15 protein-coding genes and 2 pseudogenes are annotated in these 14,055 nt (G+C 69.2%); 5 read left to right on the top strand and 12 right to left on the bottom strand.

Annotated features, from left to right (window positions below; all coding sequences use genetic code 11):
* Positions 1-9 precede the first annotated feature (9 nt).
* The gene (locus BO39_RS22490) at positions 10-939 is read right to left on the bottom strand and encodes a LysR substrate-binding domain-containing protein (protein WP_052402469.1); all 930 of its coding nucleotides are present in this window, start codon (positions 937-939) and stop codon (positions 10-12) included.
* 105 nt (positions 940-1,044) lie between these two features.
* Between BO39_RS22490 and BO39_RS22495 the strand changes: the two genes are divergently transcribed.
* The 3 genes from BO39_RS22495 (at position 1,045) to BO39_RS22505 (ending at position 5,851) form a co-directional block, all read left to right on the top strand.
* On the top strand, positions 1,045-3,081 hold the full coding sequence (locus tag BO39_RS22495) for a hydantoinase/oxoprolinase family protein (RefSeq protein WP_043837750.1): 2,037 nt from the start codon (positions 1,045-1,047) through the stop codon (positions 3,079-3,081).
* On the top strand, positions 3,078-4,802 hold the full coding sequence (locus BO39_RS22500) for a hydantoinase B/oxoprolinase family protein (RefSeq protein ID WP_043837752.1): 1,725 nt from the start codon (positions 3,078-3,080) through the stop codon (positions 4,800-4,802). The genes BO39_RS22495 and BO39_RS22500 overlap by 4 nt, the downstream gene beginning before the upstream one ends.
* 71 nt (positions 4,803-4,873) lie before the next feature.
* Positions 4,874-5,851, top strand: a complete 978-nt coding sequence (locus tag BO39_RS22505; protein WP_043837755.1) for a Bug family tripartite tricarboxylate transporter substrate binding protein — start codon at positions 4,874-4,876, stop codon at positions 5,849-5,851.
* 62 nt (positions 5,852-5,913) lie between these two features.
* On the opposite strand, the pseudogene BO39_RS35295 reads toward BO39_RS22505, so the two are convergent.
* The 3 genes and pseudogenes from BO39_RS35295 to BO39_RS22515 all read right to left on the bottom strand — a co-directional run.
* Positions 5,914-6,171: pseudogene (locus BO39_RS35295) on the bottom strand (transposase); the annotation flags it as partial.
* 18 nt (positions 6,172-6,189) lie between these two features.
* Positions 6,190-6,615 (bottom strand): heme-binding protein, encoded by a 426-nt coding sequence (locus BO39_RS22510; RefSeq protein ID WP_043837757.1) that lies wholly within the window; start codon positions 6,613-6,615, stop codon positions 6,190-6,192.
* On the bottom strand, positions 6,612-7,379 hold the full coding sequence (locus tag BO39_RS22515) for a D-glutamate cyclase family protein (RefSeq protein ID WP_043837759.1): 768 nt from the start codon (positions 7,377-7,379) through the stop codon (positions 6,612-6,614). Before BO39_RS22515 ends, BO39_RS22510 begins: the two co-directional genes overlap by 4 nt.
* Here BO39_RS22515 and BO39_RS34540 point away from each other — a divergent pair.
* Positions 7,359-7,673: an FCD domain-containing protein gene (locus BO39_RS34540; RefSeq protein WP_281175617.1), complete on the top strand. Its 315-nt coding sequence runs from the start codon at positions 7,359-7,361 to the stop codon at positions 7,671-7,673. The genes BO39_RS22515 and BO39_RS34540 overlap by 21 nt on opposite strands.
* A gap of 134 nt (positions 7,674-7,807) precedes the next feature.
* On the opposite strand, the gene BO39_RS22520 is transcribed toward BO39_RS34540, so the two are convergent.
* The 8 genes and pseudogenes from BO39_RS22520 to BO39_RS22550 all read right to left on the bottom strand — a co-directional run.
* Complete coding sequence (locus BO39_RS22520) at positions 7,808-8,581, bottom strand: SDR family NAD(P)-dependent oxidoreductase (protein WP_043837761.1); 774 nt, start codon at positions 8,579-8,581, stop codon at positions 7,808-7,810.
* Positions 8,582-8,594: 13 nt separating this feature from the next.
* Positions 8,595-9,578 carry an NAD-dependent epimerase/dehydratase family protein gene (locus BO39_RS30335; RefSeq protein WP_052402470.1) on the bottom strand — a complete coding sequence of 328 codons (984 nt, stop codon included), beginning with the start codon at positions 9,576-9,578 and terminating at the stop codon, positions 8,595-8,597.
* A gap of 4 nt (positions 9,579-9,582) precedes the next feature.
* Positions 9,583-10,254, bottom strand: a complete 672-nt coding sequence (locus BO39_RS22530) for an amino acid ABC transporter permease (RefSeq protein ID WP_043837763.1) — start codon at positions 10,252-10,254, stop codon at positions 9,583-9,585.
* Between the two features lie 10 nt (positions 10,255-10,264).
* On the bottom strand, positions 10,265-10,936 hold the full coding sequence (locus tag BO39_RS22535) for an amino acid ABC transporter permease (protein WP_043837765.1): 672 nt from the start codon (positions 10,934-10,936) through the stop codon (positions 10,265-10,267).
* Between the two features lie 50 nt (positions 10,937-10,986).
* A complete protein-coding gene (locus BO39_RS22540; protein ID WP_043837767.1) occupies positions 10,987-11,853 on the bottom strand; it encodes a substrate-binding periplasmic protein in 867 nt (288 codons plus the stop codon).
* 119 nt (positions 11,854-11,972) lie between these two features.
* The gene (locus BO39_RS35170) at positions 11,973-12,386 is read right to left on the bottom strand and encodes a polysaccharide deacetylase family protein (protein WP_342666337.1); all 414 of its coding nucleotides are present in this window, start codon (positions 12,384-12,386) and stop codon (positions 11,973-11,975) included.
* A gap of 21 nt (positions 12,387-12,407) precedes the next feature.
* Entirely contained in the window at positions 12,408-12,893 is a 486-nt protein-coding gene (locus BO39_RS35175) for a polysaccharide deacetylase family protein (protein WP_342666338.1), read from the bottom strand.
* A pseudogene (locus tag BO39_RS22550) lies at positions 12,893-13,213 on the bottom strand (ureidoglycolate lyase); the annotation flags it as partial. The pseudogene BO39_RS22550 and the gene BO39_RS35175, both read right to left, overlap by 1 nt.
* A gap of 367 nt (positions 13,214-13,580) precedes the next feature.
* Between BO39_RS22550 and BO39_RS22555 the strand changes: the two are divergent.
* A complete protein-coding gene (locus BO39_RS22555; RefSeq protein ID WP_043837768.1) occupies positions 13,581-14,042 on the top strand; it encodes a (2Fe-2S)-binding protein in 462 nt (153 codons plus the stop codon).
* The last annotated feature ends 13 nt before the right edge of the window (positions 14,043-14,055 follow it).

A 14,055-nucleotide genomic window follows, 5' to 3' on the forward strand; every position in this document is an offset into this window, starting at 1 on the left:
TGCAGGAGCCTATGTCTTTTCCTGATGGGCGGGGACGAGCGGAGCGAAGCGTGCGTCGCACAGGGCCAGGAAGGCGGCAACGACGCCGGGCCGTTCCGTCTCCGCCGCGCGCACGGCGACCAGGCCGAAGCCGATGGCCGGGCTGAAGGGGCGGGACAGCCCGCCCCGGGCCGCGTGCGTCGCCGCCGTCACCGCGTCCACCAGCCCGATCCCGGTGCCCGCCAGCACGAGGTCCGAGACCACCTGGCTCAGATGCGTCTCCACCTGGATCAGGGGAGCGATGCCGTTCTGCTCCAATACTGCTTCCAACTGTCGCCCGATGCGGGTGGCGGGAGAGAGGGCGACCAGCCTCTCGCCGTCCAGATCCTGCGGCGTGACCATGGCCCTCCCGCCCAGCGCATGGCCTGGCGGCATGATGCAGAGGCAGCCGAGAGCGTAGCGCCGCTCGACGCGCAGGCCGGCGAGGGGCGTCGCGTCGCTGACAAGGCCAAGGTGGCACTCCTGCTTCAGCACCATCTGCACCACCTGCTCCGATGGAACGGCATGGAGGGAGATGGCGGTGCCGGGCCGCTCCTCGGTGAAGCGTTTCATCACCGGGGTCAGGATGCCGGTCGCGGCGGGCAGCACACCGAGGGTCAGCGTGCCGCGCCGTCCCTTGCGGATCTGCCCCGCCACGGCCGCGATACGGTCCAAGCCGATGAGCGAGCGCTCCACCTCCTGAAAGAGCAGAAGCCCCTCGGGGGTCGGCTGCAGTCGGCCGCGCACGCGGTCGAACAGGTGGAAGCCGAGATTCTCCTCGAGCTCTTTCAGCAGGCGCGTGGCTGCAGGTTGCGAGCGGCCCATCGCCTCGGCAGCGGCGGAGACACTGCCTGTGAGGACCGTGAGCTGGAAGGCCTGCAGGGCGCGCTGGCTGATTGCATGGGGCATCGCGTCTTCCATCAGCTTTCCGGATAGGATGGCCGACAATTTGCATTGGAACAATCGTGCGGCGGGTGGGACCGTGATCCGGCGCAACACAGTCGGCGAAGGGTGAACCGGAAATCCATGGTGCGGATCGGCTTCGACGTGGGGGGAACCTTCACCGACTTCACTGTGCACGACACGCGCAGCGGCATGCTGCGCTACTACAAGACTCCCTCCACCCCTGCCGACCGCAGCCAGGCAATCGAGACCGGTCTTGCCGCCATCATCGCGGAGTATGGCGTGCGGCCGGAGGAGATCAGCTTCGTCGGTCACGGCACCACGGTCGCGACGAACATGGTCATCGAGCGGCGCGGCGTCCGCATGGGCATCGTGACGACGCGCGGCTTCCGGGACGTGCTGGAGATCGGCCGGCAGACGCGCCCGGCGCTCTACGACTACGGCCAGGTGCGGCCGCCGCCCCTGGCACCGCGCGCACTCCGCTTCGAGGTGGGCGGCCGCATCGACGCCGCCGGCCAGGAGCTCGAGCCGCTCGACGAGCCGGCGGTCGCCGCCGCCGCGGAGGCTCTGGCGGCCGAGGGAGTGGAGGCGGTCGGGATCTGCTTCCTGCACAGCTACCTGCGCGACGACCACGAGGCCCGCGCTGCCGCCATCATCCGCGCGCGGCTCCCGGACGCCTTCGTTTGCACCTCCTCGGAGGTGCTTCCGGAGTTCCGAGAGTTTGAGCGCTTCTCCACCACCGCGATCAATGCCTATGTCGGCCCGCGCATGGCGGCCTACATGCAGCGGCTGCTGGACCGGCTGGCGGGGCTTGGCATCACGGCCGAGCCGGACACCATCCATTCCAATGGTGGGCTGATGTCGGTCGCGACCGCGCGCGGCTTCCCGGTCCGCACGTGCCTGTCAGGCCCTGCCGCCGGCGTGGTGGGCGCGGCGGAGGTGGCTCGGGCGGCGGGCTTCCCGGATATTGTCACCTACGACGTCGGCGGCACGAGCACGGACGTGTCCCTGGTGGCGGAGGGGCGTCCGGCCTTCGCGACCTCGCGGCTCGTGGCCGACTACCCGGTGCGCACGCCGATGGTGGACGTGCATGTGATCGGCGCGGGCGGCGGCTCGATCGCCTGGATCGACGATGCCGGCGCGCTGAAGGTCGGGCCGCACAGCACCGGCGCCGATCCCGGCCCTGTCGCCTACGGTCGCGGCGGGCAGGAGCCGACCCTCACCGACGCCAACATTGTTCTGCACCGGTTGGACCCCGTGACGCTACTCGGCGGCCGCATGAAGGTGGACGAGGCCGCAGCGCGCCGCGCTATCGAGGAGCGGATCGCCAGGCCGCTCGGCCTCAGCGTGGAGGCGGCCGCGCTGGGCATCATCCGCATCGCCGTCGCCAATATGAGCCGCGCCATCCGTTCCGTCTCCACGGAAAAGGGGCACGACCTCGGCCGCTTCGCGCTTTTTCCCTTCGGTGGGGCGGGGCCGCTGCATGCGGGGGCGGTGGCGCGGGAATGCGGCATCCGCCGTGTCCTCGTCCCGCAGGAGCCGGGCACGATGTGCGCGCGCGGCATCCTCATGTCCGATATCAGCCTCGACTTCGTCCGCAGCGAGATCGCCGAGGCCACCCCGGAGAACTGGCGGGGCATCATGGCCCGCTTCGAGGCCATGGCGCGCCAGGGCGGGGAATGGCTCGAGGCCAGCCAGGTGGAGCCGGCGCGCCGCACCGTCCACCGCGTGATCGATGCCCGCTACAAGGGCCAGAACCACGAGGTGCAGGTCCGGCTGCCGGAGAGGGGCGACTTCACGTTGGATGACTTCCAGCGCGAGTTCGCCGCCGCGCATCGCCGCGAATACGGCTACGACGTGCCTGGCCGCGCAGTGGAGGTGGTAAACGCCCGCCTCAAGGCCGTGGGCCGGGTGGACCGCCCCGCCGCGCGCTTCGAGGGCGGTACCTCCGGCACGCCCGAGCCCCGCGCCATGCGCCAGGTGCATTTCGACGCGGGCCGGATAGAGACGCCCATCTTCGACCGTGCCACGCTCTCCGCCGGCGCCACGATCCCGGGTCCCGCCATCCTGGACGAGATGAGTTCCACCACCGTCGTCGAGCCCGGCCAGCGGGTGACGGTGGACCCTTCCGGCAACCTGATCGTGGAGATCGCCCCATGAGCGACGATGTGAGCGATGCCGCCCGCACTCTCTCCGACCCGATCGCGATGGAGGTCTTCAGCAACCGCCTCCTCTCCATCACCGAGGACATGGGCAACGCGCTGATCCGCTCCTCCTTCTCCACCAACATCAAGGAGCGCAAGGACTGCTCCGTCGGGCTGTTCGACGCCACAGGACGGCTGATCGCCCAGGCCTCCCACATCCCGCTGCACCTCGGCTCCCTCATGGGCAGCGTGCGCGCCGTGCTGGAGGCCTGCCCGATCGAGCGGATGCGGGAGGGTGACGCCTTCATCTGCAACGACCCCTACCTCGCGGGCGGCACGCACACGCCGGATATCGCGGTGGTGACGCCGGTCTTCGTGGAGGGGGCGCCGCGCTTCCTCGCCGCCAATGTTGGTCACCATTCGGATGTGGGCGGGCCGACGCCCGGCTCCATCTCCGGTGGCGCCCGCTCCATCTTCGAGGAAGGGCTGCGCATCCCCGTCATCCGCCTCGTGCGCGCGGGCGAGCTGGACGAGGCCTTGCTGAACCTCGTCGCCCAGAACTCGCGGGAGCCGGAGGAGCGCGCCCTCGACCTGAAGGTGCAGGTCGCCTCCAACCTGCGCGGCGTGCGGCTCATGCAGGACCTCTGCGCCGGGATGGGCCTCGCCGCCGCGACAGCCGCGATCGACGACCTGCTGTCCTACACGGCGCGCCGCCTCGGCAACCGCATCGGCGCCATGGCGGCGGGCAGCGCCATTGGTCGCGCCTGGATGGACGACGACGGGCTGGACGGCGACCCCGTGGAGATCGTGGCGGGCGTGACTGTCGAGGGCGACCGACTCGTCGTGGACTTCGCGGGCACCGCTCCGCAGGCGCGCGGCGCGATGAACGTGCCGGAGAGCGCACTGCGCGCCACCGTCTACTACGCCGTGAAGGCGCTACTGGACCCGGAGCTGCTGCCGAACCAGGGCCTGGCCGAGCGCGTCGAGATACGCGCACCCGAGGGCAGCCTGGTCAATCCGCGATTCCCCGCGGCGACGGGCGCGCGCAGCATCACCTGCAACAAGGTGGCGCGCGCGCTCTTCGCCGCTCTCGCCGAGCTGCTGCCGCCGGAGCGCGCGATGGCCGCGAGCCTCGACAGCGTGCCCGCCATCATCTTCTCCGGCGAGCGGCGGCGCGGCGACGGCACCTTCGTCTACCTGGAGACGATGGGCGGCGGTGTCGGTGCACGCGGTGCGGCGGACGGCATGGACGGGGTGCATGTCCACGTCACCAACACCTCCAACCTGCCGGCCGAGGCGCTCGAGAACGAGTACGCCCTGCTGGTGGAGGAGTACGCGCTGGTGGAGGGATCGGGCGGCGCCGGGCGGCACCGCGGCGGCCAGGGCATCGCCCGCCAGATCCGCGCGACGCGGGACGGGATCGTCTTTTCCGCGCGGTCTGACGGGCACAAGGCTGGCGCGCCGGGCCTCTTTGGCGGTCTGTCCGGCGGTAAGGCGCGGCTGCTGCGGAACCCCGGCACGAACCGCGAGGAGGAACTCTCCTCCAAGGCCGCGAACCTCGTGCTCGCAGCCGGCGAGAGCGTGCGGCTGGAGACGCCGGGCGGTGGCGGGTTCGGCGCACCGGCGGAGCGGCCGGCCGCGGCGCTGGCGGCGGACCTCGCCGACGGCCGACTGACGCGCGACGAGGCCGAGCGCGACTACGGCGCGGCGCTGGTCGCTGTCGCGCTGCAGAACTGAAGCGAGGCGCGGCCCGGAAGAGGCCGTCCCCGCGAGATGCCGTCACGCCTCCGTTCGAAGGATGCAGAACCGTGCTCACACGACGTGACTGGCTGGCCGCTCTGGCGGCCGCCCCCACCGCGACCACCCTGACCCGCCCGGCGCTCGCCCAGGCCTGGCCGTCTCGCCCCGTCCGCCTCGTGGTGCCCTTCGCGGCGGGAGGGGGCACCGACGTGCTTGCCCGCATCCTCGCCAACGGGCTCTCCGAACGCCTCGGGGCGACGGTGGTGGTGGAGAACCGCACCGGTGCCGGTGGCAATCTCGGCCTGGAGAACGTGATTCGCGCGCCGGCCGATGGCTACTCGCTTCTCATGGGCACGAACGGGGCGGTGGCGGTGAACCGGCACCTCTACCACAATCTCGGCTTCGACCCGCTGAAGGACCTTCTGCCGATCAGCCTGGCCTTTCGGATCGAGCATCTCCTCGCCGTCTCGAATGCCTTGCCCGCACGCTCCGTAGGCGAGCTGATCGCGACGGCGAAGGCCCGTCCTGGCACGCTCACCTTCGGTTCCGCCGGCACGGGCTCGATGATCCATCTTGCAGGGGAGCTGTTCCGGCTGAAGGCCGGCATCGACATCACCCACGTTCCCTATCGCGGCGGTGGCCCGGCGATGAACGACCTCGTGGCCGGAACGATCGACATGATGTTCGACAGCCTTCCCTCGGCCGAGCCGCAGGTGAAGGCCGGCCGCGTGCGGGCGCTGGCCCTCTGCGGCACCCGGCGCCACCCGCTGCTGCCGGAGCTGCCGACGATGGAGGAGGCGGGCCTGCCCGGCTACGCGGCCGCCTCCACGGGCGGTCTCTTCGCGCCGCAGGGCACGCCGCCGGGCGTGATTGAGCGCGTGGCGGCGGCGGTGCGGGAACTGACCGGCAGCGCCGCCTTCCGCGAGCAGATGGGGCGATCCGGTGGGGATGCCGTGGCGGCGGGGCCAGTCGAGCTGGCCGCGATGATGGCACGCGAGAGCGAGCAGTGGGGCGCAGTGGTGCGCGAGGCAAAAATCTCGGCCTGAGGCATGTGGTCGATCCTTGCGGCTGCCTGCTGACGCTCAGGCAACGATCGGTGCAGGCCGGCAACAACACCGGCCCCCGACCAATTCCGCAAAGAGCGCGAGCAGCCTGGCCCGGGCCCACAGCCCGTCTCAGCGGGCTGCATCTCCCAGGGCAGGCCCTGCTTCGGCACGAAGAGAATGTCTCTCAACGCTGCCCGATCTGTCAGCCCCGACGGCCCACCCTTGGGCCCAGGCAACCCGTGCGGCATCAGCGGCTCGATCGCTGACCATGGGCAGCCTAGGCGGAGGGGCTTAGCCAAGCCCCTCTCAATGCTGAGCAATCGGCTTCGTCAGGTGCGCTAAGTCCCGTCCGCCAGCCCGACGGAGCGCAGGGCGGCGGCGGCCACCTGGCGGTCTTGGTCCCCGGTGCCGGAGCCGACGCCAATGCCGCCGACGACCTCGCCTTCGACAATGACCGGCAGCCCGCCCTTCAGGTTGGTCATGCGGAGCCCGGTCGCGAGGGCGAGGCGCGTCTCCATCTCCGGCGCCAGGCCACCAGTCGGCGCACCCGTGGCGGCGGCGGTCGCGGCCTTGGCCTGGGCAGAGGCGATGGAGAGGACGCGCGAGCCGTCCATCCGGAGGAAGCCGACGAGGTTCGCGCCCTCATCGGCGATAGCAATGCATTGCGGCACGCCCATCCGCGTCGCCTCCGCCTCCGCAGCGGTGAGCAGGGCCATGACGGTCGCATGGGTCATCTTACGGGCAGGGCGCGTGAGCGCGGTCATGGGACGTTCTCCGGAAGGTTGGTGACGAGCATCGCACCGGGCGCATGAGTCGCGAAGAGCGGCACGCCAGAGGCCTGGAGCGCGGCGAGGGCGGTGAGGCCGCAACCCCAGAACACCGCACTCTCTCCCTCTTCGGGGAGGAGGGGCCCGCCCCAGTCCGGGCAGCCCGGATCGGCGATGCCGAGCGCGGCGGGATCGCCGATGTGAAGCGGGGCGCTGTGGCTGCGGGGCAGGCGGGCCGTGATCGCCGCCACGCGTGCGACGTCCCCTTCCGCAAAGGGCCGCATGGAGACGACAAGGGGTCCGTGCAGCCGCCCGGCCGGCACCGCCTCCCGCCCCGTCCGAAACAGCGCGCCCTGTATGCCGAGTTCGACATGCCGCAGCCGGATGCCCGCGGCGGCGAGGGCGGCTTCGGCACCGAACCAGCAGCCGACCGCGAAGGGCGTCCAGTCCGGACGCCATTCCGCCCCAAGGAAGGGGACGCGGCGTGGCGCCTTGCCGGTCTCGTGCACGAGATAGGCGGGAAGGTCACCTGTCACATCAAGGTCGATGTCGAGATCGGGAAGGCGCGGGTCACCGGGTTCTCCCGCAGCCAGCAGGGGGCAGGACCGGGGATTGGCCTGGCAGAAGGCTGCGAAATCACTGGCCCATTCCACCGGCACGACCACGAGGTTGGCCTGCACGAAGCCCCGTGCACGACCGACCGTAAGCCCGTCCCAGCCCGCCCGGGCGGCGCGGCGGAGATCGAGGCCGCTCTCCGCCATCAGACGTGCCGCACCGCGCCTCGACCTCCGCCGCGAAGGCAGGAAGCGAGGCGGCTGCGCGAGGCGATCAGACTTTCGGGCGGTTTCCACGTCCTGGTCGCGGATCTTTCGGGCAACCCGATCCTGGCCTCGGCTGTGAGGCTCCTCGTGGCACGGACGAGCCTGGTGGTCGCGCTGTTCGAAAACGGCAGCGGCCTCGCCTGCTGGCACGACGACCACGCCGTCTTCATCGATCTTGTCCGGCGGCGGCGGCACCGGGCCGCGGCCGCGGTGATGCGGCATCATCTCGTCTAAACTGAGCGGGATCTCAGGCTTGATCGCCCGCGCAGCGGTGGGATCGACGTGCGCCTGGTACTGGCACGGCCGCCCGCATAGCTTCCAGAAAGCACGCAAGGCGGGTCGCCGCGGATCAGGCCTTTCCACGCGGCTCAGGCGGCCATCCAGCCGCCATCCACCATCAGGTTGTGTCCGTTAACGAAGCTCGCTTCACCGCTCGCCAGGAAAAGCGCAGCGCGGGCGACGTCGAGCGGCGTGCCGAGGCGGGGGAAAGGTGTGCGTGCCTCGGAATAGGCGATCCAGCGTGGCTCAATGGCGCGGCCAGTCTTCCCCGTCAGGATCTTGCCTGGCGCCACGGCGTTGCAGACGATGTGCTGGTGCCCGTAATCCGCCGCGATCTGTCGGGTCATGTAGACGAGGCCGGACTTGCTGACCCCGTAAGCGAAGTCCTCCGGCGCCGCGATCATGCCATGCTGGGAGGAGATGTTGACGATCCGCCCACGTGCCTCATCCACCACGGGCTGGAGGAGCATCTGCCGAACAGCAGCACGGGCGCAGAGAAAGGCGCCCTTCAGGTTCACTGCAATAACGCTGTCCCATAGCGCCTCCTCCGTCTCTGCCAACGGCTTGCCCGCACGGATGGCGGCGTTGTTGACAAGGATGTCCACCGCCCCGTGCCTGGCAACAGTTTCGCCGAACAGGCCTTCCACCTCTGCTTCGCGGGCTACGTCGCACCGAATGAAGGTGCCCTCGTGGCCATCGCTGCGGATCGCCTCCACGACCGGAATTCCGCCCTCTACCACGCCCTCCGTCGCGTCGGCGACAACCACCCGCGCTCCTTCCTGCGCGAAGAGGCGCGCGATCGCGCGGCCGATGCCGGACGAGCCACCCGTCACGATCGCGACCTTGCCGGCCAGTCTTGTCATGCTCGTCCCCTCTTCAGGCGCCGCAAAGGGCAATGCCCTCGGGGCTGTCGCGCCACGTCAGGTAACGCCGGGCCACTGCGGCCAGGTCGTCCGTCACCGGCGCGCGGCCGATCGTCGCATGAAGACGGCCGAGGTCCATCGGTGCACGGTCCTGTTCCAATCCATAGCGCACTGTTGGGGCGTCCGGGCCTATCCGCCATTGAAAAGCCGGGCAGAGGGCGGAGAGGGCCTCGCACCAGGCAGCAACCGTGGTCATGGCGCCGCCGCCGAGATTGATGGTGGCGTGCTGCGGGAAGGGCGACGCGAGAAGGTCGGCGATCGCAGCCGCTGCCACCTCCGCGTCGATCCAGTCGGCCGCCATTGGGCGGGGCAGAACGCACTCGCGCCCAGCGCGTGCCGCTTCGGCGCATTGCCAGTGCGGAGAGAGCAGGGGGCGCACGCCTGTCGCGTGCTCGCGGATGCCGAAGCAGGGGCCGAGGCGCACGGTCAGCGTATCGATGCCGTAGAGCGCGCCGAGGCGGTTGATGGCCTGCTCCGCTGCAAGCTTGGTGATGCCGTAGAGGGCGGCGGGCTGCAGCAGGGTGGAATTCTCGTGCAGCCGTCCATCGCTGGCGGGCGGGGCGAAGCCATAAACCGCGACGGAGCTGAGGCCGAGCACCCGCCGCACCCCGGCGCGGCGCGCCGCCTGCATAAGGCGAACGGTCCCGCCAAAGTTCACCTCCGCGATTAGGTCAGGCCGCTCAACTTCCGCTGCGGCATCGGGCGTGAGCGCGGCGGTGTGGATGACACGGTCGATGCCGCCAGCGAAGGCGCGGTCCAGGTTCTCGGGTGCGCGGATGTCGCCCTGGATGAAGCGCGCTTGGCCAATCCAGCCCTGGGTAAGGGCCTCTGGCGGTGGGGCGGGTGCGAAGAGCACCACCTCTTCACCCCGCTTAAGCAACGCGCGGGCGATGTTGAGGCCGACGAAGCCGGTACCGCCGGTGAGAAGAACGGCCATGGAGTCACTGCCTCGCCAGTGCCCGCCGCTCCAGCACCGCTACCCAGCGGGAGAAAGGCCAGAGGAGGACGAAGTAGATCAGCGCCGCCGCGAGCAGTGGCGTCGGGTTGTAGGTCTGCTCCTGCGCCACGCGGGCGGAGCGCAGCAGTTCCGGCATGGCCACCAGCGCCCCGATCGACGTGGTCTTGACCAGTTCCAGGGCATTGCCGACGAGCGGCGCGATCACCTTCCGCACGGCCTGCGGCAGCAGCACGAGCACGAGGACTTGGAAACGGCTGAGGCCCAGCGCCGATGCAGCTTCCGCCTGCCCGCGCGGAATGGAAGCGAGCCCGGCGCGGAAGATTTCTCCGAAATAGCCCGTGTTGTTCAGCCCGAGCGCGAGGATCACTGCCGCAAAGCTGCCAAGGCGGATGCCGAGGAACGGGAGCCCGTAGAAGACCAGCACGAGGAGTACCAGCACGGGGAAGGCGCGCAGAAAATCAATGAGCACGATGAGGAGACGGCGCGTAACCTTGCCGCCAAAGCTATAGACCAGCGCGACGGCGAGCCCGCCCGCAAGCGCCGTGGGCAGCGCCACCGCAGCGAGCGAAAGGGTGATCCACAAGCCCTGCACGAGCAGCGGATAAACCTCGCTCAGGCTGTCGAGATTGGCGAAGTTGTCGATCAACTCCTGCATGGCCCCGCTCCTAGCCCTGCCGTACCGCGCGTCGCTCGAGCCAGCGGCTGAGGATTACGAGAGGGATGAAGAAGGCGAGGTAGAAAGCGGCTGCCAGGGTGAGGGGGGAGGGGTTGGCAGTGATGGCTGTCACGCTCTGTGCACTGCTGAGCGCCTCCGGCAGGGCTACCGCGGAGCCAAGGGCGGTGCCCTTGGCGATGGCGATGGCACGGTTGGCAAGCAGCGGCACGGCCAGGGAGATGGCCTGCGGAAGCACCACCAGCGGGAAAATGCGCTCCGTCCGCAGCCCCAGGGCTCGGGCTGCGTCCCACTGGCCACGTGGAACCGCCATGATCGCCGCGAAGAAGATGTCGGCCGCAAAGGCAGACAGCACGCAGCCCAGCGCGAGCACGGTGGTCGCAAAGGGGGAAAGCGAGACGTCAAGATACGGCAAGGCGAAATAGAGCACGATGATGATGACCAACTGCGGCAACGTGCGGAACACGTCCACGTAAGCCGCGACCGCCCAGCGCAGCGGGCGGATAGGAGCGCAGCGCAGCAGCGCCAGCGCCAGCCCGACGAGCAGCCCGAAGGCAATGATGCAGAGCGAGACAAGCACCGTGATGCCGAAGCCGCGCAAGACTTCGGGCAGCGCGCCCGCCATGACACCCGCATTGAAGTAGTGCTCGATCAGCCGTTCCATGCTCTGCCCCGAGAGGCGGAGCCTTCAGAGGCCCCGCCTACTCCCTGGCCTCAGCCGCAGGAGGCGGCGTGCGGCGTGGTATCGTGCCCGGCGAAGCCGGGTGGACCATAGCCGTCATAGATGGTCAGAAGGGTGGAGCCCTCCGCAGGCGCCTCGCCGTACCACTTCTCGTAGAGGCCGCGCAGGCTGCCATCGCGCTTCATGCACTCGAGCACGCCTTCCACCCGGTTCCGGTACTCGGCATCCTCCAGACGGAAGGCATAGCCGAAGTTGCGGCCGTTGAAATCCTTGAAGCCAACCTTGATTCCGCGGTTGCGGGAGGCGGCATAGACGGTGGTGGGGATCTCGTTCAGGGCGGTGAAGGCACGGCGCGTCAGCACAGCCTGCACCGTGTCCGGGAAGGTGTCGTAGCGCTGTACCTCGAAGCCGTAGCGGGTCGCGTTCTCCGTTGCCCAGGTGTCCGAAATGGTGCCGCGATTGACGGCAAGCACCTTGCCGCGCAGGTCCTCGAAGCCATTCATCGTGTCAGCCTGGCGAATGATGAAGCCGTTGCCGGTGGCAAAGAACGGCTCGGTGTAGAGCATCCGCGCCGCGCGCTCGGCCGTGATGTTCAAGGGGTTCACCGTGAACTCGATGCGCTTGGAGAAGAGCGCGGGGAACAGGCCGGAGAAGTTGATGTCCACGATCTCGACCGACGGGCGGCCGAGGCGCTTGGCGATCTCACGTATCAGGTCGGCCCCGAAGCCCTCCGGCCCACCGGCGCCGCGTACCATCCAGGGCGCGACGCCAAAGTCCGAGCCCACGACCATCGGCGCGCCTGAGGGATGGTCTGCCTCCTGCGCCCTTGCGCCGAGCTGCGTGCCCATGAGCAGCAGCGAGGCACCACAGAGATGCCGCAGGGCTGTCAGGAGGTTCATGAAAGTCGCTCCGCTTCGATGTTCCGGTCGCAGGGCGGCCGTGGTGATCGATGCCAGGGGTAAGCCTCTCGCGCGACGGCCGGACCTCGGGCAGCGCTGTGTCAGCAAGCCTTATGCCATTACTCGTTCAGGCCGTGACCGGGATAGGGGTGCGTTGCCACCCAATGCCGCGCGATGTCGATGCGGCGCGTGATCCAAACCTTGTCGTGTCCGGCGATGTGATCCAGAAGGCGTGCCAGACCGATCGCGCGGGCAGGGTGCCCGATCATCCGCATATGCAGGCCGATGGACATCATTTTCGGCGTCTCCGCGCCCTCGGCATAGAGCATGTCGAAGCCATCGCGTATGAAGGCGAACCAATCGTCGGCGGTGCCCACGCTGCCTGTGAACTTGCCGTCGTTATGTGTGAGCGAATAGGGCACGACAAGGTGGCCCTTGCCCTCCACGGTGACCCACCAGGGCAACTCGTCCGCGTAACTGTCGCTGTCGTAGAGAAAGCCTCCCTCCTCCGCGAGCAGGCGGCGCGTGTTCACGCTGGGACCGTAGCGGCAATATCAACCATCGGGTCGGTGACCAACCGTCTTCTCCAGCGAGGCGACGGCGCGGCGGATATGTTCCCGCTCCTCTGCCTCCGGCAGTTGGAAGTGCTTCACCCAGCGCCAGCCATGGCAGCAGACATCGTAACCGGCCTCCCGGATAGCCGCGGCGGCTTCCGGATTGCGCTCAAGGGCAAGCGCGCAGCCGAAGATGGTCATCGGCAGCCCACGTTCCCGGAACAGCCGCAGGAGCCGCCAAAAGCCAACGCGGGAGCCATACTCGAACATGCCCTCGACGGCGAGATCGCGCCCGCTGCCTGCGCCTTGCCCGCCAGAGTCGGAGACGCCCCACTCTGAGACGCCGTCCCCGTCCGGATAGGACAGCTCCGACCCCTCCTCGTAGTTCATCACAAAGTTGACGGCGATGCGCGCACCGCCCGGCCAGCGCGGGTCAGGCGGGCTTGCGCCGTAGCCACGGAAGTCGCGACGTACCTCATAGACCATCAGCGCGCGGCCTCCGTGACATCGAGAGTGAAGGGAGCCACGTCCACGAACTCCTCGTCCTTCTCGGTGCCGTCCCGCCACATCAGAACAGCGAACCGGGCGGGCGCATCGAGCACCGTCATGCCGTAGTGCCAGATATTGGCGGCATAGGTGACGCCCTGGCCGGGAGCGGCGAGGAAGGCTTCGGCACGCGCCATGTCCGGCCCTCCCAGCGGCGAATGGGGCGCCACGAGGACTAGGAAGCGTGCCGGCCCAAGCGGGATGAAGCTCTGCGAGGAAAAGACGTGCCGTTCCATCTGGCGCACCTGCAAGGGTAACGCCGCGGGGGGGGCGCTGGCTCAGCGTGAGGCTGGGCCGCGCATGGGGGCGGGTGGATAGCAGCGCTCGGTCGTAGGCCCTGCGCGCATTCGCGTCGGGAAGGGTAAGCACCTCACCATATGCCGCAAAGGCGTCATCCGTCATCGGCCTGATCGGCACCATCGCGCTAGCTCTCCCCTTCCAGGCCGTCGGTGTGCCGACGCAAGCGACGTGCCGCGGCTGAGGGCCTGGCACCTTCCGGAACCAGACCGGGTCCTGAGCGCCACTAGACCCGCCGGCTTCTGCCCGGCCGCTCACCTTTCGGTTGCAGCGACGGCCGATGCCGTTTGATAGTCGGCGCAACGAGAACGTCCAGGGGCGGCAACCAAGATGGCCAAGCTGAACATCAACGGCAACCTCGTGGAGGTGGATGCGGAACCCGATACGCCCCTGCTCTGGGCGATCCGGGACCATGTGGGCCTGACCGGCACGAAGTACGGGTGCGGCGTGGCGCAGTGCGGCGCATGCACCGTTCATGTGGACGGCCAGGCGATCCGCGCTTGCTCCATGCCGGTTTCCGCCATGGCCGAAGACCAGAAGATCGTCACGATCGAGGGCCTGTCGCCCGACGGGAACCACCCGGTTCAGGTGGCCTGGCGAGCGCTGGACGTGCCGCAATGCGGCTTCTGCCAGTCCGGCATGATCATGGCGGCCGCCGCGCTCCTCGCCGAGAAGCCGAAGCCGACGGACGACGAGATCAACGAGGCGATCACCAATATCTGCCGCTGCGGCACCTTCAACCGCGTGCGCGCCGGCATCCACCAGGCCGCCGCCGCGGGCACGACGGGCTGAGGGGGAGACGCGC

Origin of the sequence: Roseomonas aerilata DSM 19363 (assembly GCF_000711725.1) — a bacterium.
GTDB classification, from domain to species: Bacteria; Pseudomonadota; Alphaproteobacteria; order Acetobacterales; family Acetobacteraceae; genus Roseomonas; species Roseomonas aerilata.

Bases quoted from the DNA above. Each gene is read 5' to 3' on its own strand.
- BO39_RS22555 (WP_043837768.1), top strand. From the start codon at position 13,581: ATGGCCAAGCTGAACATCAACGGCAACCTCGTGGAGGTGGATGCGGAA.
- BO39_RS22520 (WP_043837761.1), bottom strand. From the start codon at position 8,581: ATGACAAGACTGGCCGGCAAGGTCGCGATCGTGACGGGTGGCTCGTCC.
- BO39_RS22535 (WP_043837765.1), bottom strand. From the start codon at position 10,936: ATGGAACGGCTGATCGAGCACTACTTCAATGCGGGTGTCATGGCGGGC.
- BO39_RS22500 (WP_043837752.1), top strand. From the start codon at position 3,078: ATGAGCGACGATGTGAGCGATGCCGCCCGCACTCTCTCCGACCCGATC.
- BO39_RS22515 (WP_043837759.1), bottom strand. From the start codon at position 7,379: ATGGCGGAGAGCGGCCTCGATCTCCGCCGCGCCGCCCGGGCGGGCTGG.
- BO39_RS35175 (WP_342666338.1), bottom strand. From the start codon at position 12,893: ATGGTCTATGAGGTACGTCGCGACTTCCGTGGCTACGGCGCAAGCCCG.
- BO39_RS22510 (WP_043837757.1), bottom strand. From the start codon at position 6,615: ATGACCGCGCTCACGCGCCCTGCCCGTAAGATGACCCATGCGACCGTC.
- BO39_RS30335 (WP_052402470.1), bottom strand. From the start codon at position 9,578: ATGGCCGTTCTTCTCACCGGCGGTACCGGCTTCGTCGGCCTCAACATC.
- BO39_RS22530 (WP_043837763.1), bottom strand. From the start codon at position 10,254: ATGCAGGAGTTGATCGACAACTTCGCCAATCTCGACAGCCTGAGCGAG.
- BO39_RS22490 (WP_052402469.1), bottom strand. From the start codon at position 939: ATGGAAGACGCGATGCCCCATGCAATCAGCCAGCGCGCCCTGCAGGCC.
- BO39_RS22540 (WP_043837767.1), bottom strand. From the start codon at position 11,853: ATGAACCTCCTGACAGCCCTGCGGCATCTCTGTGGTGCCTCGCTGCTG.
- BO39_RS22495 (WP_043837750.1), top strand. From the start codon at position 1,045: ATGGTGCGGATCGGCTTCGACGTGGGGGGAACCTTCACCGACTTCACT.